The organism is Rubellimicrobium mesophilum DSM 19309, from assembly GCF_000600335.2.
Classification (GTDB): Bacteria; Pseudomonadota; Alphaproteobacteria; order Rhodobacterales; family Rhodobacteraceae; genus Rubellimicrobium; species Rubellimicrobium mesophilum.
Genome location: NZ_KK088599.1, coordinates 1 through 26,905 on the forward strand (window position 1 = coordinate 1; position 26,905 = coordinate 26,905).

The window sequence follows — 26,905 nt, forward strand, 5'->3', positions numbered from 1 at the left end:
CGACGAGGGCGGCCCCCCGCCGTTGCGGCGGGAGCGACGACTCAGGACGGCATCCGGTCGGGCCGGATCGGAGGCCGCGCCCATCGCGAGGTTTCGCGCGGACGTTAACCGTCCCTTAACTCTTGTCTGTCATGGTGATCCCGTCCCTGGGTCGCCGCCCGGCGGGGTAGGGGAAGCTGCGTCCTCCGCCCATGCCGCGACGCCGGAGTCTCCCCAGGCCAGGGCGCCGGCCCGCGAAGGGCCGGACGCCCGCCATCCCGATCATCGCCCAGAGCCGGCCACCCGCGCGAAAGCACGGGTGGGACCAGCCTAGCCGCCGACGTAGTCCGCCAGCGTCGCCTCCACCCCCCGGGTCCAGAGCGAGCGGAGCGTCTCGGCGAAGGCCCCGGCGAAGCGGGCATCCTGCCCAAGCTCGCCGAACACGAGCGGGTTCGACAGGAACGCGCCGGGGTCGTCCTTGGCCTTCAGCGCGCGGGCACGCAGGTCCTCCCAGTTGTCGTCGTTGGGCGGGATCTCGTTCCCGGCCTCGTCGGTGCCCGCGCAGTAGCGGCACCAGAGGGCCACCTCGAGGGCCAGCCCCTCGAACGGCTTGCCTTCGGAAAGGGCCTGCTGCGCCGTGGGCAGGATGAACTTGGGCTGCCGGTTCGACCCGTCGAGGCAGAGCCGGGGGATCGTGTCGCCCACCTCCGGGTTCGAGAAGCGGTCGGCGATCAGCTCCCGATAGGCGTCGTAGCTGACGCCGGGAATGGGGCTCAGCGTCGGCTGGATCTCCCGCCGCGTCAGCGCGTCGAGCCAGGAGGAGATGCGCCGGTCGGCCATGGCGTCATGGACGAAGTGGTGCCCGAGGAGCGCGCCGGGATAGGCGATGGCCGCGTGCCCCCCGTTCAGGATGCGAAGCTTCATCAGCTCGTACTGCGCGACGTTCTCCACGAACTCGGCGCCGACCTCCTCCCAGGCCGGGCGGCCCAGCGGGAAGTGGTCCTCGATGACCCACTGGCGGAACGGCTCGCAGGCGACCGGCACCGCGTCGATGAGGCCGAAGCGGTCGGCGACCATCTTCCGCTCCCGGTCCGAGGTGGCGGGCGTGATGCAGTCCACCATGGAGTTCGGGAACACCACGTTCGCCTCCACCCAGTCGGCGAAGGCCGGGTCCTGGAGCCGGGCCAAACCGACCACGGTGCGCTTGGCGACGTGGCCGTTCTCGGGAAGGTTGTCGCAGCTCAGGAACGTGAAGGGCGGCACCCCCGCGTCCCGGCGCCGGCGCAGCGCGGCGAGCACCATCCCAAAGACCGTCTTGGGCGCCTCGGGATTGGCGGCGTCGGCCTGGATGTCGGGGTGGTCCGCCGCGAAGCCGTTGGTCTTGGCGTCCACGTAGTAGCCGCCCTCGGTGACCGTGGTGGAGACGATGCGGATGGCGGGATCGGCCATGGCGGCGATCACCGCCTCGGGCGCGACGGGCACGAAGTCGATCATCGACCCGATGACCCGCGCGTTGAGCCCCGTGGGATCGAGCTCCACCACCGTCGTCAGGCAATCCTGCGCCAGGAGACGCTCGCGCATCTGGGCGTCCGATGGCCGCACGCCCGCCCCTAGGATGGCGAAGTCCTGGTCGCGGCCCTTCCCGAAGAGCCGGTCCAGGTAGACCTGCATATGGGCCCGGTGGAAGTTGCCCACGCCCACGTGGAGGATGCCGGCCTTCAGTTGGGAACGGTCATAGGCAGGGCCGGACACGCCCTCCGGGCAGATGGGAGAGCGCCGCGTTGTTCAGGGGAATGGGCATGGATACGTCCTCCGTAAGGAGCCTTTCGTCTGGGGCGGTCCGATCGATGACATTGGCGCGCCGAGCCGGTGGGCCAGTCCGGCCCACCGGCCCTCGCGACGGCTACGTCCGACTCAAATCCGCAATCCGTTCTGGTCGAACCTGTGGATCTTGTCGGCCTGCGGGGTGAGGTGGACGGTGTCGCCGTGGCTGAGCGCCACCTCGCCGTCCGCGCGCACCGTGATGACCGGCGCGAGGCCGGTGTCGTGGACATGGAAGAAGGTGTCGCTGCCCAGGTGCTCGGAGACGCCCACCGTGCCCCGCCAGGGCCCCTCGGAGGGCGAGACGCGGAGGTGCTCGGGCCGCACGCCGACGGTGGCCCCGCCCGCCTTCTGCGCCTCCGCCCCGGTGATGAAGCTCATCTTGGGCGAGCCGATGAAGCCCGCAACGAAGAGGTTCCTGGGCGTGCGGTAGAGTTCCAGGGGACTGCCCACCTGCTCGATGCGCCCCGCGTTCAGGACGACGATCTTGTCGGCCATGGTCATGGCCTCGACCTGGTCGTGGGTCACGTAGATCATCGTGGTCTTGAGCCGCTCGTGCAGTTCGCTGATCTCCAGCCGCATCCCCACGCGGAGGGCGGCGTCGAGGTTGGACAAGGGCTCGTCGAAGAGGAAGGCGGCCGGTTCGCGCACGATGGCCCGGCCGATGGCCACGCGCTGGCGCTGCCCGCCCGAGAGCTGGCCGGGGCGGCGGTCGAGGTAGTTCGTCAGGTTCAGGACCTTCGCCGCCCCCTCGACGCGCCGGTCCTGCTCGGCCTTGTCCAGGCCGGCCATCTTGAGCGGGAAGGCGATGTTGGAGCGCACCGACATGTGCGGGTAGAGCGCGTAGCTCTGGAACACCATGGCAAGGCCGCGCTGGGCGGGGCCGAGGGCGGTGGCGTCCTTGCCGTCGATCAGGATGCGGCCGTCCGAGGTGTCCTCGAGCCCCGCGATGAGGCGCAGCAGCGTGGACTTGCCGCAGCCCGAGGGGCCCACGAAGACCACGAACTCGCCGTCGTCGATGATGAGGTCCAGGGGCGGGATGACCTCGGCGTCGCCGAAGCGCTTGGCCACTTTGGAGAGGGTGATCTGTCCCATGATGGTCCCTTACTTCACGGCGCCGAAGGTGAGGCCGCGGACGAGCTGCTTCTGGGAGAACCAGCCCATGATGAGGATGGGCGCGATGGCCATGGTCGAGGCGGCCGAGAGCTTGGCGTAGAAGAGGCCCTGCGGGCTGGAGAAGCCTGAGATGAACTTGGTGAGCGGCGCCGCGTCGGTGACCGTCAGGATGATCGTCCAGAACGCCTCGTTCCACGCCAGGATGATGTTGAGGATGAGCGTCGAGGCGATGCCCGGTATCGCCATGGGCGTCAGCACGTAGAGGATCTCGTTCCAGAGCGAGGCGCCGTCCATGCGCGCGGCCTCGAGGATCTCGCCCGGGATCTCCTTGAAGTAGGTGTAGAGCATCCAGACGATGATCGGCAGGTTGATGAGCATCAGCACCACCACGAGGCCCAGGCGCGAGTCGAGAAGGCCCAGGGTGCGGAAGATCAGGTAGAGGGGCGTCAGCACGGCGACCGCCGGCATCATCTTGGTCGAGAGCATCCACATCAGCAGGTCGCGCGTCCTGCGCCCCGGCACGAAGGCCATGGACCAGGCGGCCGGGATGGCGATCAGGAGGCCCAGCGCCGTCGAGCCCAGGGCGATGATGACCGAGTTGAGGAAGAAGCTGAAGTAGCCCCGCTGCTGGACCACGTCGTGGTAGTTCTTGGTGGTCCAGTCGAAGCCCAGCCAGATCGGCGGCGTCGCCACCGCCTGCGGCTCGGGCTTGAAGCTCGTCAGCACCGTCCAGATGATCGGGAAGGCGATGAGGAGCGCCACGCCCCAGGCCACGACGGTGTTGAAGGCCTTGCGTTGGGTGGAGACGGCTCGGGCCATGTCTGATCTCCTCAGGCGTCGAGGTTCTTGCCGATCGCGCGCATCAGGAAGATGGCGACGATGTTGGCGAGGATGACGGCCACCACGCCCCCGGCCGCGGCCTTGCCCGCGTCGAAGTTGAGGAGGGCCTCCTTGTAGACGAGGAAGGTCAGCGTCGTGGACTGGGTGCCCGGACCGCCGTTGGTCGTCACCAGGATCTCCACCAGGATGCCCAGCAGGAAGATCGTCTGGATCAGCACCACCACGGTGATGGCGCGGCTCAGGTGCGGGAGAACGATGTACCAGAAGCGCTTCACGGGCGGCGCCCCGTCCATCTCGGCCGCCTCGAGCTGCTCGGAGGAGAGCGACTGGAGGGCCGTGAGGAGGATCAGCGTGGCGAAGGGCAGCCATTGCCAGGCGACGATGACGATGATGGAGGCGAGCGGCGCCTGCCCGAGGAAGTCGTAGGGCCTGAGGCCGATGGCGTGGAAGGCCGCCGCGAAGAGGCCGTTCGTGGGGTTGAAGAACATGTTCTTCCACACCAGCGCCGCGACGGGCGGCATGATGAAGAAGGGCGAGATCACGAGTATGCGGACGGGCCCCTGCCCCCAGATCGGCCGGTCGATGAGGAGCGCGATCAGGATGCCGCCCACCACCGTGATGAAAAGCACGCCCAGGACCAGGATCAGCGTGTTGACGATGGCGCCCCAGAAGTCGGGCGAGGTCACGAAGTTCGCGTAGTTCTGGAACCAGATGAAGCCGTAGCGCTCGGGCGTGAGCAGGTTGTAGCGGTGGAACGAGAACCAGAGCGTGAGCACCAGCGGCACGATCATCCAGACGAAGAGCAGGATGACGGCCGGCGACAGCATCGTCCGTGCGGCGGACCGCGAGGCCTGCGTGGACATTCCTTCCTCCCGGGCACTGGCCGGAGGGTCCGAGCCCCCCGTTGAAGCGGTGCGGGGGGCCGAAACCCCCCGCCCTAGATCGTCACTGCGTGATGTAGCCCGCTTCGGTCATGGTCTGCGTCGCCACGTCCTGCGCGGCGGCCAGCGCCTCGTCCACGGACTTCTCGCCGGCCAGCGCGGCCGAGAACTCCTGCCCGACGCTCGTGCCGAGGCCCTGGAACTCCGGGATCGCGACGAACTGCACCCCGGTGTAGGGCACGGGCTGCTCGGTCGGGCTGTTGGGGTCGGCCGCGTTGATCGAGTCGATGGTCATCTGGGCGAAGGGCGCGGCGCTCAGGTAGTCCTGGTTCTCGTAGAGCGAGGTGCGCGTGCCGGGGGGCACGTTCGCCCAGCCTTCGCTGTTGGCCACGAGCTCGGTGTAGCCCTTGCCCGTCGCCCAGGCGATGAACTCCTTGGCCTGCGGGATCGCGTCCGAGGAGGCCGGGATGGCAAGCGACCAGGCCCAGAGCCAGTTGGCGCGCCGGCCGTGACCCGCATCGGGCGCGAGAGCGAAGCCGACCTTGTCCGCGACCGTCGAGTTGTTCGGGTCGGTCACGAAGGAGCCGGCGACCGTGGCGTCGATCCACATGCCGCACTTGCCTTGCTGGAACAGCGTCAGATTCTCGTTGAAGCCGTTCGACGAGGCGCCGGGCGGGCCGTAGTTGTTCATCAGGTCGAGGTAGTCGGTGATCGCCGCCTTCCACTCGGGGGAGTCGAACTGGGGTTTCCAGTTCTCGTCGAACCAGCGGGCGCCATAGGAGTTGGCCATGGTCGTCAGGAACGCCATGTTCTCGCCCCAGCCGGCCTTGCCGCGCAGGCAGATGCCGTAGACGCCGTTGTCCGGGTCGTTCATGGCCTCGGCGGCCTTCCTGATGTCGTCCCAGGTCGGCTGGTCGGGGATGGTGACGCCCGCAGCCTCGGCGAGGTCCTTCCGGTACATCACGAAGGAGGATTCGCCGTAGAAGGGGGCGGCGTAGAGGGTCCCGTCGACCGACAGGCCAGCGCGGATCGACGGCAGCAGGTCGTCCACATCGTAGTCCGCCGGCAGGTCGTCGAGCGGGGCCAGCCAGCCCTGCTTGCCCCAGATCGGAACCTCGTAGGTGCCGATGGTGACGACGTCGTACTGGCCGCCGTTGGTGGCGATGTCCTGCGTCACGTTCTGACGAAGGACATTCTCCTCGAGGGTCACCCATTCGAGCTGGATGTCGGGGTGCTGCGACGTGAAGTCGTCGGTCAGGCCCTGCATCCGGACCATGTCGCCGTTGTTCACGGTCGCGATGGTCAGGGTGACGGTGTCCTGCGCAGCGGCGAGCGTGCCGAAGGCACAAAGCGCCGTCGCCCCCAGCAGGGCGCGGGTCGTCGAAATCATGCTGTCCTCCCTTTGCCCTGATGGGCAAATGCTTAGTCTATGGGCAATTACTCGGCCCATCTCGGCAACATGTCAAGCCATCTTCCACGCCGCATCGCGGCGAACTCCGTGGAGTTCCGGCATGGCCCACAGGGACATAGCATGGTTCGCTTGAGGTCCAGAGCGAAGCCCGGGCCGGCGCCCTGCTCATCGCGAGGCGACCGGCGCGGGATCGACCGCGAGTACGATCTAGCTGCTCGCCAGGAGGCTGCTTGCGGTCGCCTCGTTCGTCACCAGCCCATTGACGAGACAGCCCGCGAGGGCGGCGCGGATGGCCGCGACCTTCGCCTCTCCCACGGCGACGGCGACGAAGGGCTTCTCGCCTGCGCGCGACAGGGGCGCGGAGGCGACGCGCGCGTTGAACGACCCGTGAATCAACTGGCCCTGCCCGTCGAACACCCAGGAGGTGATCTCGCCGGCCGCGCCGGCCCTGACGAGCGCCTCGAGCTCGGCCTGGCTCACGAAGCCGTCGACGAACAGCGGCGCCCGGGAATTCATCTGACCGATCCCGACGAGGGTCAGATCGGCCTCGGCGCAGAGCGCGAGCGTGTGGCGCACTGCCTCCTGCGCGTGCAGGAGCCCGAGCTCTTGGGGGTCCTTCACCAGGACGGGCAGTGGACATGGGTAGTGAGGCGCGCCCACGCGGTCCGCCATGCGGACCACGGCGTTGTAGGCCGTGGCCTGGCCGTTCGCCATCATGTTGCCCAATCGCGAGACGATGCGATGCTGCGGGCAATCCATCCGGGGCAGCGCCTCCACGGTGGCCTTGAGGGCCCGGCCGGTGCCGAGCGCGATGATCTGCGGCTCGGGATGGCGGAGCGTCCGTTCGAGGAGCGCGGCAGCCGCGCTCGCCACTCCGGCCAGGAGATCGGGAGCGCCTGGATCCGACGGGACGACCTCGGCGATGCGGAGGCCGAAGCGGTCGGTCAGCTCGGCGGCGAGGTCCATGCAGTGCCCAATGGGGTGATCGAGCCTCACCTTCACGAGCTTCTCCGCCACGGCCATGGCGACGAGCCTCTGCGCGGTCTGCCTGGAGACGCCCAACTTCTGCGCGATCTCGTCCTGCGTGTTGCCCGCGACGTAGTAGAGCCAACCGGCTCGGGCCGCGTCGTCGAGGCGCGTGGGCGGGGCGGACAGGCGTTGGTTGGTCACGTCACGGGCTCCGACGTCGTGGGGCGGACGAGGGCCGGATAGGCTGCGACGAGCTCCGGCCAGGAGCGGAATGCCCTGACCGGAGGGTCCATGTCAAACTCGGCACCGACGTCGCGCAGATGGCTGCCCCCCGTGAAGAAGGCCACCTCCATCCCGGCGGCCCGCGCGGCGACGAGCCCGGGGCGGCTGTCCTCGATGACCAGGCATCGCTCGGGCGCGACGCCCATCGCCGCGGCCGCGTGGAGGAACAGGTCGGGCGCCGGCTTCCCGCGGGGCACGAGGCTGGCGGTGAAGACCTGCGGCAGGAGGCGGTCGAGCCCGGCTATGGCGAGGCTCCTCGCCGCGCGCGGGGGCGAGGAGGAGGTCGCGACGCAGGCCGGCGGCGCGAGGCGGCGCAGGAGGTCGGCGACCCCCTCGGTCGGCCGCAGCTCGGTCTCGAAGCGGTCGAGCAGGCGCGTCCGGTAACGAGCCTCGAAGTCGGGTGGCAGGGGGACGCCGAAGCTCTCGCGGATCGACTGCGCGACAGCAGGAAAGCTCCGGCCCAGGAAATTCTCGCGCACATGGGCGGCGTCGAAGACCACTCCGGCCTCGGCCGCGAGCTCCACGAGGACGCGGGCCGAGATCAGTTCGCTGTCGATCAGCACGCCGTCGCAGTCGAAGATGACGAGGTCGGGGCGCACCGGGTCTCCTCCAGGGTGGGCAAGGCGGGATGCCTTTGCCGGGAGCCGACCACCAGCGCGGTCGACCATAGCTGCGGCACGACAACAGCGTAACCGGATCGGGCCCGCAAGACGCGACGAACGCTCCATGGCTGCGAGGACCGGCTGCGCGAAGATCCTCAGGTGCTCCCCTGTCCGGGCGGTGAGGACGGAGGGCGCAAGGATGACCGTCCCGCCTCGGAAGGCTGAGCGCCATAGCAACCCCTGTGAGAGCCCGCCGCCTGTCGCAGGTTCCGCGCCACATCTGACCCGCTCCCGGATGACCTGGCGGATGATCGCGACCACGCGTCGCAGTTCACAACCGCGAGGTCGTCGGAACCCATCGCCGCTGCCATCCCTTGCATATCAGACCCTTGCGACCCGTTCAGGAGGCACTCCATGGATCTACCACATCCCCGATCCACAGCGGCCATTGCCGGCCATCCGATCCATGCGACGCTGGTTCCCTTTCCGATAGCCTCGTTCACGCTCGCCTTGGTCACCGATTTCATGTTCTGGCGCACCAATGATCTCATGTGGCAGAACTTCTCGTCCTGGCTGCTCTTCGCCGGCGTCGTGACCGGCGGCCTCGCAGCGCTCTTCGGAGCGATCGACCTGCTGGCCCGACGCGAGGTCCGCGCGCAGCGGCCCGCCTGGCCCCACGCCATCGGCAACGTCATCGTCCTGCTCGTGGCCCTGCTGAACAACTTCGTCCATGCGGGGGACGGGCGGACCGCGGTCGTGCCTTGGGGACTCGCGCTGTCGGCCCTCACGGTCCTCCTTCTGATCGTGACGGTCTGGCTCGGTCGCTCCCTCATCTATCGCCATGCCGTCGGAGTGAGCTCCCATGACTGATCGTCGCCATACCTCCCGCATGGTCCTGCTGCTCGGCGGCGCCCTGCTGACCCTTGCCACCGTCGCGCAGGCCCAGGACGGCGAGTTCGACCTCGCCAGCCAGATCGGCCCCGACCCGGTCCTGCCCGAACCCCAGAGATCGCTCTGGCCCGGCATGAAGGTGGCCGAGGTGATCGGCTGGCAGGAAGGACAGACGCCAACCGTCGCCGAGGGCCTGACGGTCTCGGCCTATGCGACCGACCTCGTGAACCCCCGCACCGTCCACACTCTGCCCAACGGCGACGTGCTGGTGATCCAGTCGCGCGCGCCCGAGGGCGAGCCGATCTCGCGCCCGAAGGACTGGATCCGGGGCTGGATCATGTCCATCGCGCATGGCGGCGGAGGCGGCGAGCAGAAGGAGAGCAACCTCATCACCCTGCTGCGCGACACCGATCGCGACGGCATCGTGGACGAGCGGTACGACCTCCTGACCGGCCTCAACTCGCCGTTCGGCGTCGCCTGGATCGACGATACCCTCTACGTGGCCGCGACCGACGCGATCCTCGCCTACCCTTACCAGCTTGGCCAGACCGAGATCACGGAGGCGCCGACCGTGCTCACCCCCCTGCCCGGGGGACCGATCGACCACCACTGGACCAAGGACCTGGCGCTCAGCCCGGACGGCCGCTTCCTCTATGCGGGCGTGGGCTCCAACTCCAACGTCGTGGAGAACGGGATCGAAGCCGAGAAGGGCCGCGCCTCGATCTGGCAGGTGGACCGCGCCACCGGGGCCGCGCGCGTCTTCGCCTCCGGCCTGCGCAACCCGAACGGCCTCATCTTCAACCCGGACACCGGCGAGCTATGGTGCGTCGTCAACGAGCGTGACGAGCTCGGCCCCAACCTCGTGCCGGACTACATGACCTCGGTGCAGGACGGGGCCTTCTACGGCTGGCCCTGGAGCTACTACGGCGACCACGTCGACCCGCGGGTCTATCCGCCCCGCCCGGACATGGTCGAGCGCGCGATCCCCGCGGACTACGCGCTGTCCAGCCACGTCGCGCCGCTCGGCATGGTGTTCTCCAACGGCTCGGCGATGCCCGACCAGTTCGCCCATGGCGCCTTCGTGGGCGAGCACGGGAGTTGGAACCGCACCGACTTCAACGGCTACAAGGTGATCTACGTCCCCTTCGAGAACGGGGAGCCTGCGGGGCAGCCGGTGGACATCGTCACCGGCTTCATCGAAGGTGATCAGGCTCATGGCCGTCCCGTGGGCGTCGGCATCGACGGCACGGGGGCGCTGCTCGTGGCCGACGACGCCGGCAACACGGTCTGGCGCGTTGCGGCCGCCGATGGTTCGATCACGCCGGAGCCGGTCGGCACCGACGTGGTCGCGGCGCAGTCCGCAAGCGCCGCGTCGCCCGCCGATGCTTCAGCACAGGACGGAGGAGCGCCAGCGGCAACCGGCGCCGCCGAGCCGGCCCCTGCCGAGGCGGGCTCGACCGCGACGCCCAACCCGCCGCAGACGGAGATCGCTCCGGCCGCGCAGCCCGGGGGAAGCGTTCCCCCTGCCCAACCGAGCGAGTGAGCGACACAGGATGGGGCCGGCCGGCGCGCCGGTCTCTGTCCGCCTGGACAGTCCCTCCGGGCCAGGGTCTTGGTCGAGGGTCCACCTGACCAGGGTCGGGTCCCCGCCGAGGGGCCCCGGGTCAGAGAGTTTCCACCGTGGCGGCGATCAGTTCGGCGGCATGGTCGAGGTCGGCCTCGTCCAGCGCCCCGGCCTCGACGGCTTGGATCTGCGGGACCGGGTAGCGCGCCCGGCTACGACGATAGGCCGGGTCGTAGTGATCGGCCATCAGGCTGGCGGCCAGCGCCTCGGTGTCGCCCTCGCGCAGCAATCCGATCCAGCGCTCGACCATGGCCCATCCGCGCAGGGCGACCAGGTGCCGGAGGAGCGGCTCCAGCCGGTCGCGGTCGGCCGCCAGGTCGGCATAAGCCCTGGCGAGGTAGCGGGCCCTGACCTCCGGGGCGGCGAGCACCTCGATGCGCGAGGCCGCCTGCATGGCAGACCATAGCGCCGGAGGCACCGCAAGGTCGCCGACCTTGCTGCTCTCGGCCTCGGCGACGACCGGTCGGGCGGGATCGAAGGCCGCCAGCCGCGTGGCGAGCGCCGTCTCGAACGCCTTCTGGCTGGGCTGCCCGCCGGGCATCGCCCCGAGGAGCGAGCCGCGATGCCGGGCCAGCCCTTCGAGGTCGAGCACCTGCAGCCCCATCCGGTCCAGCCGCCCGAGGATCTCCGACTTGCCGGTCCCGGTCAGCCCGTCGAGGAGGACGAACCGATGCGGGAGCCGTTCCTCGTAGAGCGCCCGCTGCACCAGCCGCCGCCAGCTCCGGTATCCCCCTTCGACGGTCTCGGCGCGCCAGCCGATCTGGCTCAGGATGGTCGCGAAGCTGCCCGAGCGCTGGCCGCCGCGCCAGCAGTAGACCAGTGGCCGCCAGCCGCCGCCCCGGTCGGCGAGGGGTCCCTCGATGTGGGCGGCCGCGTTGCGGGCGACCAGGGCGGCGCCGATCTTGCGGGCCAGGAACGCGCTCTCCTGCACGTAGATCGTGCCCACCCGGGCGCGCTCCTCGTTCGACAGTACCGGCAGCGAGATCGCGCCAGGGACGTGATCCTCTGCGAACTCGGCCGGGCTGCGGACGTCGATCAGGTCATCGAAGCCGTGCGCGAGGAAATCCGTGATGGACGCGAAGACGCGAGGCATGGGGAGTCGTCCGTCACCCCACCACGAGCCGGGGGGCGCCAGCCGCCTCGACCACCGTCCCCACCGCCGCCGCGCCGTCGAACCCGTGGCGGCGGAAGGTGGCCACGACCTCCTCCACCGCATCGGGCGCGCAGGCGACGAGGAGACCTCCGCTCGTCTGCGGGTCCGTCAGGAGGGCGCGGTCCTCGGGCGCGAAGCCCTCCGCAAGGGCGATCTCGGCGCCGTAGCTGGCCCAGTTGCGGCCCGAGGCGCCGGTCACGAAGCCCTGCCCCGCCAGCGCCTGCACGTCGGGCAGCAGCGGCACCGCAGCCCAGTCCAGCCGCACTTCGTGGCCCGACCCGCGCGCCATCTCGAGCGCATGGCCCGCGAGGCCGAAGCCGGTGACGTCGGTCATCGCGTGGACGCCGGGCAAACGCGCGAGCTCGGTCCGGGCGGGTGTTCAGCTTCGTCGTCGTGGCGATCATGCGGGCGTAGCCCTCGGGGCTCAGCCCGCCCTTCTTGAGCGCCGCCGACATGATGCCGACGCCCAGCGGCTTGCCGAGGACGAGCACGTCGCCCGGCTCGGCCCGGGCGTTGCGCTTGACGAGACTCGGGTCCACGAGGCCCAGTGCCACGAGGCCATAGATGGGCTCGACCGAGTCGATGGAGTGGCCGCCTGCGATCGGGATGCCCGCCGCGCGGCACGCGGACGCTCCGCCGGCGAGCACCTGTCCGATCGTCTCGCCGGAGAGCACGTTGATCGGCATCCCTACCAACGCCAGGGCCATGATCGGCTGCCCGCCCATGGCGTAGACGTCGCTGATGGCGTTGGTCGCTGCGATCCGTCCGAAGTCGTGCGGGTCGTCCACGATCGGCATGAAGAAGTCGGTCGTGGCGACGAGCGCCTGGCTGTCGTTGAGGCGGTAGACCGCCGCGTCGTCGGAGGTCTCGATCCCGACCAGCAGCTCCTCGGGCACGGGAAGGCCGCTGGTGCCCCGGAGCATCTCGGACAACACCCCCGGCGCGATCTTGCAGCCGCATCCGCCCCATGGGACAGCGAGGTGAGCTTCGGCTCCACCTGTCGATCCACCGCGTTCATCCGCTTTCCTCCGAGTTGGCGGTCCACCCAGTGCGACGCCCGGCCCGTGCATCGCGCCCGCCGCCCATGGCAGGCGACGACCTACCGCAAAGCCGCCCGCAGACCAAGGCGCCTGTTGCGCCCCTCGTGCAAGCCCGCCTCGGACCGGGAGTAGCGGTCCACCGGCCGGCCCCCGTGAAGCACCGGAACAACCTCCGCCGAAGCCATGTTGGATCACCACCACTTCCAACGCCTTGGAGGATCGAATGGACGGATCGCAGGCGCATCAGTCCCGGGACAGCATCGCCGACATCTGGGGCGAACGAACGCCCTTCGAGGGCGAGGGTCAATGGCCTGAGCGGGTGGACCAGCTCCTCGCCGAGGAGCCCGATCGTTGGGTCCAGTCGGCCTGCGTCACCTGCTCGAACGGCTGCGCCATGGACATCGGGGTCAAGGATGGCCGCATCGTCGGCGTGCGAGGGCGCGCGGCCGATCGGGTGAACCATGGGCGGCTCGGGCCCAAGGGCCTCCACTCGTGGATGGCGAACGGCAGCCCCGACCGCCTGAAACATCCTCTGATCCGCAAGGACGGCCAGCTCGTCGAGGCGAGCTGGGACGAGGCCATGGAGCTGATCGTCCAGAAGTCGCAGGAGCTGGTGCGGACGCGCACGGCGAGCTCCATCGGCTTCTACACCACCGGACAGCTCTTCCTCGAGGAGTACTACCTTCTCGGGCTGATCGGAAAGGCCGGCCTCGGCACGCCGCACATGGACGCGAACACCCGGCTCTGCACCGCGACGGCGGGGGCCTCGCTGATGCAGAGCTTCGGCACCCCCGGCAACCCCGGCAGCTACCGCGACTTCGACACGACCGAGTGCATCCTCCACTTCGGCCACAACATCGCCGAGACGGACACGGTCCTGTGGAGCCGCATCCTGGATCGCCGGCGCGGACCCAACCCGCCCCGCCTGATCGCCGTGGACATCCGAGAGACGCCCACGACCCGCGAGGCCGACCTGCACATCGCACCCCGGCCGGGCACCAACCTCGCCGTGTTGAACGGCCTTCTCCATCTCGTCATCGGGGCCGGCGCCATCGACCGCGACTTCATCGAGGCGCACACGCTGGGGTTCGACGATCTGGCCCATGTCGTGAAGGATTACACGCCCGAGCGGGTCGAGGCCTTGTCCGGAGTCCCTGCCGACAAGCTACGGCAGGCCGGGCAATGGCTGTCCGAAGCCCGCAGCATGGTCTCGACCGCCCTGCAGGGCGTTTACCAGAGCCATCAGGCCACGCCTTCGGCCTGCGCGCTCAACAACCTGCATCTCATCCGGGGCATGATCGGCAGGCCCGGCGCGACCGTGTTCCAGATGAACGGACAGCCCACCTCGCAGAACACCCACGAGGCCGGCGCGGACGGCGAGCTGCCCGCCTTCTTCAACTGGGACAACCCCGACCATATGGCCGAGCTCGCCCGTCGCTGGAACGTCGAGGTGGACAAGCTCCCCCACTGGGCCGAGCCGACCCATGCCCTGCAGATCTTCCGCCTGGCGGAGCAGCTCTCGATCCGGATGCTCTGGATCCAATGCACCAACCCGGCGGTGTCGATGCCCTATCTGGGCCGGGTGCGCGGTATCCTCGGCAACCCCGACCTCTTCGTCGTCGTCCAGGATGCGTTCCTGACCGAGACGGCGGAGCTCGCCGACGTGGTGCTTCCCACGGCGATCTGGGGCGAGAAGACCGGCACCTTCACCAACGTGGACCGGACCTGCCATCTGAGCCTCAAGGCCGTGGACCCCCCGGGCCAAGCGCGATCCGACTTCGACATCTTCCTCGACTATGCCCGACGGATGGGGTTCCGCGACAAGGACGGCGCGCCGCTCGTCAAGTTCTCGGACCCCGAGGGTGCCTTCGATGATTTCCGAGAGGTGACGCGCGGGCGGCCCTGCGACTATTCGGGAATGACCTACGAGAAGCTGAGAGGCGGCTCCGGCATCCAGTGGCCTTGCAACGACGAGCACCCGGACGGATGCGAGAGGCTCTACAGAGGTGGCATCTTCGCGACGCATCCCGATTACGCCGCCTCCTACGGCCATGACATCGTGACCGGTGGCAACATCCTCCCCGAGGAGTACCGCGCCAAGGAGCCCCACGGTCGCGCCTTCCTCAAGGCCGCCCACTACCAGCCCCCGAGTGAGGAGCCGGAAGAGGAGTATCCCTTCTGGCTCTCCACCGGCCGCCTGGTCTACCACTTCCACACCCGCACCAAGACGGCCCGCTCGCCTGAGCTGCGCGCGGCGGCGCCCGACGACTGGGTGCAGGTCAACCCGGAGGATGCCGCCGAGCAGGGCATCCGCGAAGGCGACTGGGTGCGCATCGAGTCCCGGCGCGGCCGGATCGAGGCGCCGGCGCGGCTGGGCGACATACCCCGAGGGCGTCTCTTCGTGCCCTTCCACTTCGGCTACTGGGACGACCCCGGCCGGGCGCGGGCGGCGAACGAGCTCACGCTCTTCGAGTGGGACCCGGTCAGCAAGCAGCCGCACTACAAGTTCCTGGCCGTGAGGATCACCCGGGTCGCCAGACCCTCGACCGTCCAGCCGGACGAGAAGGAAACCAAGAACCCAACGCTCAAGGACCAGGCCCGTCGCGCGGCCGAGGCCGCCAGTAGCGCCATCAAGCCGCCGCGCCAGCACGTCTCGGACTACCTCGGCCTCCTGATCGAGAGCGAGACGGCGCTCGCCCGGATGTTTGAGGAGGTGGCCAAGGCTCATGCCAAGGACGCCGACGTCCATTCCATGGGTCGCCGGATGGCGACCTGGACGCAGAACCAAGTCGATGCGCTCCGCCCCTTCGTGGAGCGTTACGGCGACACTTCGCAGGTCGAGCCGAAGCGCCTGGCCCGCGCGCTCTCGCCCCGGCTGCAGCCGACGGGGATCGGCCTGCTCAGGGATCTGCAGGACTGCTGGTTGATGGCGAACGAGATCCACATCTGCCTCTGCGTGCTGAAGCAGGCCGCCTTGGCCTTGCGTGACGAGAGGCTCAAGGCCGTCGTCCTGGCCCTGGAGCGGCAGAACAAACGGCAGCGGAGCTGGCTCCAGACGCGGATCCTGTCGGCGGCGCCCCAGGCGCTGATCGTCCCGGAGTGACCTAGGGGCGCGCCTTGATCGCCAGCAGCATCGCCCCAGGCAGGGCGAAGGCCGCCGCAACGGCGAGGAGGAAGGTCCCGACCCCTCCGGCCGCCGCACCCACGCCCGCATAGACGGCGCTAAGCCCCAGGTTCGCCAGCGCCGTCACCGCCAGCACTGGCCCAAGCCGCATCCCAGCGAGACCCGCCACGATCACCGAGGCCTCGGCCAGCACCGGCAGCGGCCGGCAGACGGCCAAGGCCCAGACCCCGTGCCGGTCGAGCCAAGCCAGCGCGCGCTCGATGCCCTCCTCGCCAACCATCCGGCGTGCCACCGGGCGCCCGCCCCAACGGCCAAGCAGGTAGGACAGCAGGACCCCCATCGTCATCGCCGCCGCACCCACCGCCGTCCCCTGGACCGTACCCAGGAGCGCCCCAAGGAGCGTGGACACGAGGCTCGACGGCACCGGCAGCAGCCCGTCCGCCGCCAGGAGCCCCGCCAGGATCGCGGCAGGTGCGACCGCGCTTGCGGGGCTCCACGCGCCCGATTCGACCCAGGCCTCGATCCGCTCGCCCCAGAGGGCGAAGGGTCCGAGGATCAACAGCAGGATCAGGGCCGCCAGCGCGCCCCAGCGCAGCAGGGCGCGGCTCACGCCTCAGACCTTCTCGCCGTAGAGGATCGCGACCGCCGCCATCTCGAGCATCAGTTCCTGCAGGATGAGCTGGTCGGTGGACTTCTCGGCCTCCACCGCCCAGGCGAGGTCCCGCAACTCCGCGTGCGCGAGCGCGAGGCCGAGCTGCTCGGCGATGGCGAAGGCGCCCATGGCGTCGAGGTTGAGGAGAAGCAGGTGATGCAGGTCCTTCCAGTTCCCCCTGGCCCCGCCCGCGAGCCCCTCCACGGTATCGAGCGCCTTCCTCGCCACGTCCATCACGGTCCCGGCGAGACTGCGAGCCCCATCCGCGGCCTCTCGTCCCAGCACACGGGGAAGGCGATGCGCGACCTCCTCGTGCCTTTGGGCGCGGTCGAGCATCTCGGACAGGAACCGCCGGATGTTGGGCTCCTCGACCTTGGGCACCGCGATCTCCAGCGCCTGGCGGAAGGCGGCCTGCGTCGTGACCACGTTGGCGAGCCAGGTCGAGGCGCGGTCGAGGTGCTCGTTCCAGGTCTCCCGCGTGAGGTTGAGGACATAGGGCCCTTCGGGGTGGCCCGGTGCGGTGCCGTCCATGCTCTGCTCCCTCAGCGCTTGGTGATGCGCCAGACCACGCCCGTATGGGCATAGGCCACGACGTAGCTCTTGTTGGCCGTGTTGTTCCCAAAATCGAGGACGTAGAGGCTACGCCCGTCCGGGTGGAAGGCGCAGTCCACCGGCCGCTCCAGCCCGCCGCTGCCGGGCGTGGCCGAGGCCGGGCCGCCCGCCCTGTTACGCATGAACGGCTCGTGGGTGCCGGCCTCGAAATCCACGGTGACCACCTGGAAGCCGTTCCGCAGGTATTTCTCGCGGTTGGAGTTGAGGGGCGCATAGGTGCCGAACTGGCAGACGAAGGCCTTGCCCCGATGACCGAATTCATCCGAACGCGAGAAGGCCAGCTTGCCCAGCGCCGTGTGGGGCTCGAAGAGATAAGCGGCGGGCCCCGCCCAGGGCGGCGGGTCCGCGAGGAAGGGCTCGGCCGCCTTGCCCCGGATCGGCAGGTGCTTCTCGTGCCAGAGCGGCAGCCCGTCGCCGCAGAGGTCGGGATAGCCGAACCACTCGGGCTCCTTCACCTCCCCCGGCGGGAGCTGGGCGTTCCTGATCCTCCAGATGCGGTCGGGGTCCTCGCCCACCGCGCGCTCGCCCTTCTCCTCGAAGTCGTTGTCAGTCGCGTAGAGGTGCCCATCCTCTCCGAAAGCGAGCCCGAAGGGGTTGCGGATGCCCCAGGCCAGCAGCTCCAGGTCGCTCCCGTCGGGCTTCGAGCGCCAGACGGCCGAGTTGCACTTGAGCTGGCCCTTCACGACCTGCCCCTTGGTCACGGCCGTCCCGAAGGGCTGGAAGGGTCCGCTTTCGGCGTAGAAGGGGAAGGGCAGGCGCGGGTCGCGGGCCCAGACGGTGTTGCCGGTCAGGGTCACGTCCTGGCCGGGCACGTCATGGGCGTGCGGATGCTTGGCGAGGTCCACCGTGAAGCCCTCGGGCACCACGACGCCCTGGAGCGCGACCGAGCCGTTGGAGAAATACATCAGGCCGTCGTGCGGCCCAAAGACCGGCCCGCCGGGCTCGTGCCAGCCACCCGAAGGCAGCTCGTCCACGAGAACGACGCGCTCCTTCGTCCTCAGGTCGTGGCGCGTAACGCGCATGTGGTAGCCGCCCTTGACGGAGACGTAGAGGTAGCCGTCCCGGACGCTCATGCCGCGCGGGCCGCCCAGGTTCTCCACCGCGAAGACCTCGGGGTCCTGGCCGGGCGACATCCGCCAGATCCTGGGGGTCATGTAGGGCCGAGTGGGCCAGGTGCTGCCGCCTTCGGCCACGAACATCGTCCCGTCCGCGTCGAAGCAGATGGCGCAGGGGAAGGAGAGCCCTGCCACCACCGGCTCGACGTCGTAGCCATCCGGCACCCACACGTCCGCCGCGTCGAGGCGGGGACGGACCGGGGTCGGCAACGCCTTCAACTCCTCCAGCGAGGCACGCGACATCCTGGGCAGCATCCGGTCCTCCCACGCCTCGATCCGAATTCGGGGTCTTGGGCGACGAGATGGAACTGTCCGACGGTCCGTCGAGCGAGCAGCGCGGCCAGAGTGTCGGGTAGCGGGTGCGACGAGGGGCAAGGCCTGGACAGGCCGAGACCTCGCCAGCGATGGGGTGAGTGGTCGCATCGTCTGCCGGTCTCCCTCACCTTGAGCCTGCCCTCCCTTCGGTCGCACGATCCCGAGCGATGGCCGTTCCAGGTGTGCGCTTTCGCGCCGGCCCGACTCTTTCCGCGGCGCCGGCCGGCGCGCCGATCCAGCCTGGCCCCTCCTTGGCTCGGAGCTTGGCGTGGGCCGAGCGGTAGGGTCCGAGGAATCGTTCAAGGGGCCCGCAGCAATCCCTGTAGCGGCCTCCCGCGACCGTGTTACCGTCCGACGAGCCGCCCGAGGCGGGGCCGCAGGAGCAATGCGAGGACAGAATGGGCACCTACACCGGAACCGAGCGTAACGACCTCATTGGACCGACCTCGGTTACCGATGGGGTCATCGCGGATCCACCAGGCTCCAAGCCAGGCGCGGGCTCCGACTCCCTGGTCGGCAATGGGGGCGACGATGACATGGCGGCCGGTGAAGGCGACGACATCCTGGACGGGGGCGACGGCGACGACATCCTGGACGGAGGCGATGGCGACGACCACCTGAGCGGCGGCAACGGCGACGATCAGCAAAATGGGGGAGAGGGCGACGACTGGCTCTTCGACGCTGCGGGCGACGATCGGCTCTATGGCGGCGACGGCAACGACTGGTTGGCCGGCAACGAGGGCAACGACCAGCTCTATGGCGGCTTGGGCGACGACCGCCTCGACGGCCATATGGGAGGTGTCGACCAGCTCTACGGCGGGCCCGGCAATGACCGCTACGTCGTCTATGACGCGGGCGACACGGTGACCGAGGACAGGGATGACCCCTCGGGCGGGATCGATGTCGTCGAGGCTTACATGTCCTACACCTTGGGCTTCGGGTTGGAGAACCTCGACCTGGGAGGAAGCTTCCGCGTCGGGGATCTCAACGGCACTGGGAATGAGCTCGACAACACGATCATCGGCACCCCGGGCCGCAACATCCTGAGGGGCGTTGGAGGCAACGACGGCCTGTTCGGCGGCCGGAACGACGACATCCTGATCGGCGGCACGGGCCAGGACAGCCTTGGAGGCGGCAGGGGTGAGGACGTGCTCCGGGGCGGGGGCGGTGACGACGATCTCGACGGTGGCTCGGGCCTGGATCGGCTCCGGGGCGGTGGGGGCGACGACACCTTCGTCTTCCTAGCCCCGCAGGACGGCGGCGACACCATCGCCGATTTCAGGGATGCAGGTGGCAACGACGACAGGATCGCCATCGACGCCTCACGCTTTGGAGGCGGCCTGGAGGCCGGCACCCTGTCGCGCGGCGAGTTCCAGAAGAGCGTCGGCCACGAGGCCCGGGATGCGGATGTCCGCTTCATCTTCGACACCCAGGACACCTCGCTGTGGTTCGACAGGAATGGCAGCAAGGACGGTGGGCTCAAGATGGTCGCGGACCTGCAGGCAGGCGCGACGATGGCGCACGACGACATCCTCCTGTTCTAGAAGAGAGGGAGTGGCACGGGAGGGAGCCGAGCTTCGGCCCCGCCACGGGGGCATCCATGGCGGGGGGACCAGGTCGATGCCGGAGCGCGCTTCGCGGTCGCCGGTCCCATATTCGTCCGGAACAGGGCGTCGTGCCTCGTCCAACCGGTCCGCGGAAAGCTTTGCAGATCGTCCGCCCTGGGTCATAGTGACTGGGCCAGACGCCCGTGGGGCAGGCCGGGGCCGTTGCACGGATCGAAGCGGCGATCATGATCCAGGGTCGCCTGAACCTGAGGATGCCAGTACATGACCCACCATCCTGTCGGACCACGATGCGCCGCCCTCGTCGGTCCGGGCGCAAGCGGCAAGACGACCCTCCTTGAGGAGCTGCTCTTCGCTGCGGGGGCCATCGAGCGGCGTGGCTCGGTCAAGGAGGGGAGCACGGTCGGCGATGCCGCCCCGAGGCCCGCGCCCGCGTCATGAGCACGGAACTCTCCGTCGCCAGCTTCGACTACCTGGGGGAGGCCTGGACCCTCATCGACTGCCCGGGGTCGGTGGAGCTCGGTCACGAGGCGCGATGCGCGATGATGGTGGCCGATGCCGTCGTGGTCGTCTGCGAGCCGCAACCCGAGAGGGCCGTCGCGGTCTCATCCCTCCTGCGCTTCCTGGACGAGCGGGACATCCCTCACCTGATCTTCGTCAACAAGATGGACCAGCCCAAGGCCTCGGTCCGGGCGACCCTCGAGGCCCTGCAGGCCTATTCCACTCGGCCGCTTCTTCTGCGCGAGATTCCCATGCGGGACGAGGCCGGTCAGGTGACCGGCATGGTCGATCTGGTGAGCGAACGTGCCTGGCGCTGGCAGCCGCACCAGGCCTCGGCCCTGGTCAGCCTGCCGGAGCGCCTCCTGGACGAGGAGGGGCAGGCAAGGAGCACCCTGCTGGAAGCGCTGGCCGACTTCGATGACCGGCTCATGGAGGAGCTGCTCGAGGACGTCGTGCCGTCGACCGACGACATCTACCAGAACCTGACGCGGGACCTTCAGGACGATCTCGTCGTGCCGGTCTTCTTCGGCTCGGCCGAGAACGGCAACGGCATCCACCGGCTCCTCAAGGCGCTCCGGCACGAGGTGCCTGCGAGCGAGGTCACCGCCGCCCGTCGGGGGATCTCGACCGACCAGGGCCCGACCGCCGAGGTCTTTCGGACGCTCTTTGCCGGTCAGACCGGCAAGGTGTCCCTGGCGCGTGTCTGGGCCGGGGAGATCCGGGACGGCCTCACGCTGGGGCGGGACCGGATCGGCGGGGTGAGCGCACTCATGGGCCGCAAGTCCACGTCTCGGCGCTCGGCTCAGGCCGGCGAGGTGGTGGCGCTCAGCCGCATGGCCTCCGCCGCGACCGGCGACCTCCTCTGCGGCGAGCGAGGCATCGAGGCGGACTGGCCCGAGCCCCCGCCTCCGCTCTTTGCCGTAGCCCTCTCGGCCCAGCGGCAATCCGACGACGTCAAGTTGACCTCCGCACTCGGGCGGATGTGCCAGGAGGACCCCTCCCTCAAGTCCGAGCACAACCCGGAGACAGGGGAGCTCATCGTCAGCGGCCAGGGCGACCTGCACCTGCAGATCATGCTGTCCCGGCTGCAATCCGAATACGGGCTCACCGTGACGCGAGAGCGGCCGACCCTGCCCTACCGCGAGACGATCACGCGTCCCGGCCAGCAGCACGCGCGCCATAAGAAGCAGTCGGGCGGGCATGGCGAGTTCGCCGACGTGCTCATCGAGGTGCGCCCGGAGCCGCGCGGCTCAGGCTTCCGCTTCGCCGACCGCATCACCGGGGCGTGGTGCCCAAGCAGTACATCCCGGCGGTCCAGAAGGGGGTCGAATCCTACCTCGCGCGCGGCCCGCTCGGATTTCCGGTCGTGGACGTGGCCGTGTCGCTCGTGGACGGCGGCTTTCACACGGTGGACAGCTCCGACATGGCGTTCCAGAAGGCCGCGCAGAAGGCGATGTCCGAGCTGATGCCGAGCTGCGGCCCCGTGCTGCTGGAGCCCATCCTCCGGGTCGCCATCTCCGTGCCTTCGGAGTTCACGCCCCGCGTCCAGAGGATCGTCACCGGGCGTCGCGGTCAGCTCCTGGGCTTCGACTCCAAGCCCGGGTGGCGAGGTTGGGACGAGGTGCAGGCGCTCATGCCGGCGGGGGAGATCGGCGACATGATCGTGGATCTGCGTTCCCAGAGCCTGGGCCTCGGCTGGTTCACGCAGGAATTCGACCACCTGCAGGAGGTCATGGGACGCGCCTCCGAGCAGGTCGTGGCCGCTCGGGCGGAGGCGCTCAAGTAAGCCGGGCCGAACGCAGATCCGGCGGGGCCTTGAGGCCTCGCTCGAGATCGCCGGCCGGATCATCGGACAAGGGACAGCCCGACGACCATGGGCCCTTTTCGCCTCTCCCGCAGGGGATGCCTCATCATGTCTGGGAGCCGCGAGCGCCGCAGGCCGCGCATCGCCACGGGCCCATCCCGGTCCGTTGGCCCGGTCACAGCAGGAAGTCGGCAGCCGTGTATTGCGACGCCAGTATGGCTCCGTCCTGGATGTTGATCTGGAAGTCCGCGCCGGCAGCGGCGTTCGTGAAGCCCTGGACCCGCGTGACGCCGCCGCTCACCTCGGTGACCTCGATGCCGCCCTGCGCCATCGAGCCGAAGGTGAAGGCCTGATTGCCGTCGACGCCCTCCTTTGCGTCGATGGCGAGGAGGTCGATCAGATCGCCCAAGGCGGCGCCGGCGGCATTGAAGCCCCTGATGATGTCGAACGACGACAAGAGCGTGTCGGCCTTGCTCAGGAAGCGGAACGTGTCGTTGCCGGACAAGCCGATCAGGATGTCCTTGCCTGCGCCACCGATCAGGAGGTCGTCGCCCACGCCGCCGTTCGCCGTGTCGTTGCCGGCGGCCGCCGTGATCTGGTCGTTCCCTCTCATGCCGAAGAGGGCATTGGCCCCGGCGCTGCCGAAGATCCTATCCCCGCCGTCGCCTCCGATGGCATTCTCGACGTTGACGAACCGGACCGCGACCCCGTCGATCAGGCCGTTGACGTTGTCGAGGCGGATGGTCGAGCCGCTGGTCACCGCCGCCGCGTTCACGGTGTCGGCGCCGCCGTTGCCATCCGTGATCGCGGTCTTGTGGCCGGCCACGGAAGCGTAGTCCGAGTACTCGTTGGTGAACACGTAGCGGTCGTCAGGACTGGCCGCAGCCCAGGTCCGGACAACGATGTCGGAGACCGTCAGCAGGTCGCCCCTCTCGTCGTCGGCGACCCGCACGGTCCAGGTCCCCGCCGCGTGCTCTCCCCGGAACGCCTGGCTCTCGAAGGTCCAGGTGCCGTTGTAGTCGTTGATATTCCCAGCATCAGCGATGAGCTGGCTCACCGTGTCGTCCGGGGAGGTCAGGTACACCTCGACGTCCCCGGTGAAGGCGGTCGAGAACGACATCTGCACGGTCACGCGCTCGACGACATGATCCGACCCCGCCTTGCCGGCAAAGTTCAGCCCCGTGGCATCGTTGTCCGGCACGGTGATACTGCCGTCGAGCACATCCATGGTGCTGCTGACCTGACCGCTCGTCACTGCCGCCGTTGTCCCTGTGAGGTTCCAGCTTTCGGCGAGCCGGACGGCGGCCCAGGCGTCAACGAGGCCGTAGCCGTAGTCGTTGCTGAAGTGCAGGCCGCCGCCGTTCCAGGTCTCGGCGTGGTTCCAGGCCCAGGGGAAGCGCTCCGAGCCGGCGATGCCCGCCCCCACCTCCGAGCCCACCTGCCGGGCGGAGAGCGCCAGGATCGACTGCACGTCGCGCCAGCCCAGCCCCGCGGCGGCGTCGTACATCAGGTCCACCACTCCGGCGACCATCGGCGCGGCGGCCGAGGTGCCGTTGAAGGTGGTCGTGTAGTTGCCGGCCGTGTAGCCGGCCGCCCCCGTCCGGTCCGTCGTGACCACCTGGCCCGGCGTGCCAAAGGCCGACACCAGCAGCGCCGCCCCGTAGCTCGAATAGAACGACACGAAGCCGTTCTGGTCCACCGCCCCCACCACCACCTGCCGCGTGTCGTTCGTCCAGTCGTCCGCGTTGACGTCATAGTTGGCGGACCGCGAGTTGCCCGCCGCCTTCACGATAGTCATGCCGAGGCCGCCGCGCCCCTGGTTCACGGCGGTGCCGATCGAGGTCTCGATCTCGTCGAAGCGCAAGGCGTTGTAGCCCACGCCGAAGGCACTGTCGGGGTCGTTGGCGATACCTTGGCTGATGTTGGCCACGTCGCCCTGGGCGCTCATCGCCGCGTCCCGGATGGCGTCGCGGATGTTCTGCAGCCAGACATCGTCAATCACGTTGTTGGTGCGGTAGCCGACCAACTGCGTCTGATAGGCGACTCCAACGCCACCCAGGCCGTTGTTGCCCACGGCACCGATGATCCCGGCAACGGCAGTGCCATGGACCTCGGACAAGGATCCGAATGAATCGGCGTCGGAGTCCAGGAAGTCATGATCCGAGGCCACGTCATAGTCCCTGGCCAGATCCTCGTGGACGTAGTCGAAGCCGTCGTCGATGATGACGGTGCGCGTCCCCAGGCCGTTGTAGGCTTCGCCCTGGCTAGGGCTCCAGACCGACGCCACGTTCAGGTCGAACAGACCCGCGGTGTGGTTGATGAGATGCCACTGTTGACCCAGCAGTGGATCGTTCGGTAACCGCATTTACTCTTCTCCAATCACGATGGCTGCGGAGGAGTCCTGCCTGACGATCAGCCCCGGACGCTTCGGGCGGAATGTCGAGTGGTAGAAATTCTATCACCTCACAATGCGGAACTCCTGCACCAAAAGCATCGTGCCCATGCGACGGGTCTTTGCTATACCGAGTTCTCTCACGATCGCGTGTTGGTCAATCGAGGCGGCCGAAGACATGCCTGATACAGATCGCTTGGCACCGTCGTCTTCGCAGATCAGCAGGCAGTTCAAGGTGGCGCACTGCACCTTGGCATCGTCGGAAATCCCTGAAACCGAACGGGCATCGAGCCCGAAGCGGTCGGAACGCGCACCGCACCAAAGGCCCGCAGGGCAGATCGTAGCAATGCGCGCGACGTCGATAATTATTGCTGCCCTTGAGATAGGAGGAATTCCATCGCCCGCATCACCTCGTCGGCGGAAATTTCAGCCTTGATTCTTCGACAAGGGTTCTGAAAGCCGAAAACTCACCGGCTACGGACGTGCACGGAATGTCAGGCAACATGCTTTCCCGCCAAGTGTTGCGATTTCCATTTTATAGGCCTCTGTTCGCACGACGCAAACAGTTTGTTGCCACAACGCTAGAGGCACCAGGGCCACCCCTGCAACAAGGGTCCCGCAACCCTGCATCGCCCTTAGCCCGGGTTGGGCGCCGTAGGATTTTCAAGAGGTTTTCTCACTGCGAGCCACGTCGCTCACGACCGACGGGGAGTTGCTCTTTGGCAACATACCGGGCCGCGACCCTGCTCTAAGCGCCTTCGGCCTGTAGCGCACCTTCCGCTCGCCTCTACGACGAGAGCTGCAGCAGGGTATCAGCCCGGGCGGCAGAGGAGTCCTTCCCTGGCCTCCGCTGGCTCTCCCGAGCTTGCAAGGAGCTAGGTTGTTTCGACACAGGAAACGCACCGTTTTTGACTCTCCTCGTTTCAGCTAAGTCCTTACACAACCGCCAAGAGCTTGGCCTCTCTATGATGCAACCTGTGGTAATATGATCCGCAGTGGGAGGGCGCCATGTGGCCGCCACATGGACGCCTCCTTCCCGCCACCCGACCCGGTTCCTTCGCTACCGCCGGCCTGATGGGACATGGCCGCGAGAGGGGAACCCATGTTCGACACGTATAATGATCTAACCTACTCCGGCCAGCCATTGCGCTATGGCAACTGGCAGGTCTCGGATTGGGCCGCTGGCACACTGAGCTGGAACACGAACTTCGCACGCAACCGGGTGCGCATCGCCTTGGACGGGGCCGCCGAGGTCAGCCTGGGCGCGTCCTCCCCCGGCTCCTACAAGGCCACGGGCGGGGAGATGAGGTCGGGATCGTTGGCGGACGTGGGCACCTTCGAGTGGACCGCGCAGGCCCCGCAGATGAAACCTGGCACCGTCTTCGGCATGTTCGCCATGGCCGCTGGCGGCAAGCATCAGCGAACGCTCGAGTTCGACTGGGAGTTCGTGGGCAGGGACACCACGAAGGCGCAGGTGACGGTGCACATGGAGAACGCCGCCGGCCAGCATATCCAGAACCTTGAACGCACGGTGATCGATCTCGGCTTCGACGCCGCCGCCGGGGTGCACGACTACGAGATCACGCTGACCGGCAAGGGCGCGGTGTTCCGGGTGGACGACACCCCGGTGGCCTACTTCAGCGGCGACGACATGCCGGGCGGCGTCTGGTACACGGGCCAGTTGCGCAGCATCGTCAACCTGTGGGCCAGCGACTCGCGCCTAAGCGATTGGACAGGCGTCTACTCTCCGCTCACCGCGCCCATCAAGGGACGTATCCTGGACGCCAGCGTTCGCGACGGCGACGTGTCTGGGTCCATGCCATCTCCGGGCGAGGGCCTCGCGAACAACCTCCAGGGCACCGACGGTGACGATGTCCTCAAGGGCGGCCTGGGCAATGATCGCATCAGCGGGGGCAACGGTGACGACAAGCTCGGCCTCGATGGCGGCAACGACTTCATCGATGGCGGCGCGGGCGACGACTGGCTGGTGGTGTCGGGCGGCACTGGCGTGACGGTGAACCTGGGCATGGTGAACGAGCAGACGACAGGTCTGGGCCGGGACGTGATCCGCGGCATCGAGAACGTCGAAGGCACTTCGGGCGTAGATACACTCTACGGAAGCGACGGCGCCAACTATCTCGAGGGCTGTGCTGGCAATGACGCGCTGCGTGGCCAGGGGGGGGCGGACACGCTGGACGGCGGGCTCGGGCACGACG

19 protein-coding genes and 2 pseudogenes are annotated in these 26,905 nt (G+C 68.6%); 8 read left to right on the forward strand and 13 right to left on the reverse strand.

Annotated elements, in window-relative coordinates; translation table 11 throughout:
- Positions 1–309 precede the first annotated feature (309 nt).
- The 7 genes from RUMESO_RS17810 to RUMESO_RS17840 all read right to left on the reverse strand — a co-directional run bounded on the left by RUMESO_RS17810 (position 310) and on the right by RUMESO_RS17840 (position 7,898).
- Positions 310–1,731 (reverse strand): mannitol dehydrogenase family protein, encoded by a 1,422-nt coding sequence (locus RUMESO_RS17810; RefSeq protein WP_245639320.1) that lies wholly within the window; start codon positions 1,729–1,731, stop codon positions 310–312.
- Between the two features lie 162 nt (positions 1,732–1,893).
- Complete coding sequence (locus RUMESO_RS17815) at positions 1,894–2,895, reverse strand: ABC transporter ATP-binding protein (protein WP_037282020.1); 1,002 nt, start codon at positions 2,893–2,895, stop codon at positions 1,894–1,896.
- Between the two features lie 9 nt (positions 2,896–2,904).
- Positions 2,905–3,735 carry a carbohydrate ABC transporter permease gene (locus RUMESO_RS17820; RefSeq protein WP_037282022.1) on the reverse strand — a complete coding sequence of 277 codons (831 nt, stop codon included), beginning with the start codon at positions 3,733–3,735 and terminating at the stop codon, positions 2,905–2,907.
- A gap of 11 nt (positions 3,736–3,746) precedes the next feature.
- A complete protein-coding gene (locus RUMESO_RS17825) occupies positions 3,747–4,619 on the reverse strand; it encodes a carbohydrate ABC transporter permease (RefSeq protein ID WP_037282023.1) in 873 nt (290 codons plus the stop codon).
- 82 nt (positions 4,620–4,701) lie between these two features.
- Positions 4,702–6,027, reverse strand: a complete 1,326-nt coding sequence (locus RUMESO_RS17830) for an ABC transporter substrate-binding protein (protein WP_037282024.1) — start codon at positions 6,025–6,027, stop codon at positions 4,702–4,704.
- A gap of 228 nt (positions 6,028–6,255) precedes the next feature.
- Complete coding sequence (locus RUMESO_RS17835) at positions 6,256–7,218, reverse strand: sugar-binding transcriptional regulator (RefSeq protein ID WP_245639321.1); 963 nt, start codon at positions 7,216–7,218, stop codon at positions 6,256–6,258.
- Positions 7,215–7,898, reverse strand: coding sequence for an HAD family hydrolase (locus RUMESO_RS17840; protein ID WP_037282026.1), 684 nt, complete (start codon positions 7,896–7,898; stop codon positions 7,215–7,217). The genes RUMESO_RS17835 and RUMESO_RS17840 overlap by 4 nt, the downstream gene beginning before the upstream one ends.
- A 417-nt stretch (positions 7,899–8,315) precedes the next feature.
- On the opposite strand from RUMESO_RS17840, the gene RUMESO_RS17845 reads away from it, so the two are divergent.
- Together RUMESO_RS17845 and RUMESO_RS17850 are read left to right on the forward strand one after the other, a co-directional pair.
- Complete coding sequence (locus tag RUMESO_RS17845) at positions 8,316–8,771, forward strand: DUF2231 domain-containing protein (protein ID WP_037282028.1); 456 nt, start codon at positions 8,316–8,318, stop codon at positions 8,769–8,771.
- Positions 8,764–10,335, forward strand: coding sequence for a PQQ-dependent sugar dehydrogenase (locus tag RUMESO_RS17850; protein WP_245639322.1), 1,572 nt, complete (start codon positions 8,764–8,766; stop codon positions 10,333–10,335). Before RUMESO_RS17845 ends, RUMESO_RS17850 begins: the two co-directional genes overlap by 8 nt.
- Before the next feature lie 121 nt (positions 10,336–10,456).
- Here RUMESO_RS17850 and mnmH read toward each other — a convergent pair whose 3' ends face one another.
- Both mnmH and selD read right to left on the reverse strand, forming a co-directional pair.
- Positions 10,457–11,509, reverse strand: a complete 1,053-nt coding sequence (gene mnmH / locus RUMESO_RS17855) for a tRNA 2-selenouridine(34) synthase MnmH (RefSeq protein WP_037282032.1) — start codon at positions 11,507–11,509, stop codon at positions 10,457–10,459.
- A 103-nt stretch (positions 11,510–11,612) separates the two neighbouring features.
- A pseudogene (gene selD, locus RUMESO_RS17860) lies at positions 11,613–12,639 on the reverse strand (selenide, water dikinase SelD); the annotation flags it as partial.
- A 193-nt stretch (positions 12,640–12,832) separates the two neighbouring features.
- Here selD and RUMESO_RS17865 point away from each other — a divergent pair.
- Positions 12,833–15,712 (forward strand): molybdopterin oxidoreductase family protein, encoded by a 2,880-nt coding sequence (locus RUMESO_RS17865; RefSeq protein WP_037282034.1) that lies wholly within the window; start codon positions 12,833–12,835, stop codon positions 15,710–15,712.
- A gap of 1 nt (position 15,713) precedes the next feature.
- On the opposite strand, the gene RUMESO_RS17870 is transcribed toward RUMESO_RS17865, so the two are convergent.
- The 3 genes from RUMESO_RS17870 to RUMESO_RS17875 are packed head-to-tail and all read right to left on the reverse strand — an operon-like array spanning position 15,714 to position 18,367.
- Positions 15,714–16,343 carry a TVP38/TMEM64 family protein gene (locus RUMESO_RS17870; protein ID WP_082484239.1) on the reverse strand — a complete coding sequence of 210 codons (630 nt, stop codon included), beginning with the start codon at positions 16,341–16,343 and terminating at the stop codon, positions 15,714–15,716.
- 3 nt (positions 16,344–16,346) lie between these two features.
- Positions 16,347–16,916: a hypothetical protein gene (locus RUMESO_RS24465; protein ID WP_082484241.1), complete on the reverse strand. Its 570-nt coding sequence runs from the start codon at positions 16,914–16,916 to the stop codon at positions 16,347–16,349.
- An 11-nt stretch (positions 16,917–16,927) separates the two neighbouring features.
- Positions 16,928–18,367: a PQQ-dependent sugar dehydrogenase gene (locus RUMESO_RS17875; protein WP_082484243.1), complete on the reverse strand. Its 1,440-nt coding sequence runs from the start codon at positions 18,365–18,367 to the stop codon at positions 16,928–16,930.
- Between the two features lie 458 nt (positions 18,368–18,825).
- Here RUMESO_RS17875 and RUMESO_RS17880 point away from each other — a divergent pair, with 458 nt between their 5' ends.
- The 4 genes and pseudogenes from RUMESO_RS17880 (at position 18,826) to RUMESO_RS27410 (ending at position 22,279) form a co-directional block, all read left to right on the forward strand.
- The gene (locus tag RUMESO_RS17880; RefSeq protein WP_051521456.1) at positions 18,826–19,971 is read left to right on the forward strand and encodes a calcium-binding protein; all 1,146 of its coding nucleotides are present in this window, start codon (positions 18,826–18,828) and stop codon (positions 19,969–19,971) included.
- Positions 19,972–20,256: 285 nt separating this feature from the next.
- Positions 20,257–20,433, forward strand: a complete 177-nt coding sequence (locus tag RUMESO_RS27405) for a hypothetical protein (protein ID WP_245639323.1) — start codon at positions 20,257–20,259, stop codon at positions 20,431–20,433.
- Positions 20,430–21,910, forward strand: a pseudogene (locus RUMESO_RS17885) (elongation factor G); the annotation flags it as partial. The gene RUMESO_RS27405 and the pseudogene RUMESO_RS17885, both read left to right, overlap by 4 nt.
- Positions 21,911–21,916: 6 nt before the next feature.
- Complete coding sequence (locus RUMESO_RS27410; protein ID WP_245639324.1) at positions 21,917–22,279, forward strand: hypothetical protein; 363 nt, start codon at positions 21,917–21,919, stop codon at positions 22,277–22,279.
- Between the two features lie 193 nt (positions 22,280–22,472).
- On the opposite strand, the gene RUMESO_RS17890 is transcribed toward RUMESO_RS27410, so the two are convergent.
- Positions 22,473–24,662: a S8 family serine peptidase gene (locus RUMESO_RS17890; protein WP_051521457.1), complete on the reverse strand. Its 2,190-nt coding sequence runs from the start codon at positions 24,660–24,662 to the stop codon at positions 22,473–22,475.
- 1,129 nt (positions 24,663–25,791) lie between these two features.
- Between RUMESO_RS17890 and RUMESO_RS17895 the strand changes: the two genes are divergently transcribed.
- The coding region (locus RUMESO_RS17895) for a family 16 glycosylhydrolase (RefSeq protein WP_169791197.1) at positions 25,792–26,905 on the forward strand (1,114 nt) is incomplete at its 3' end.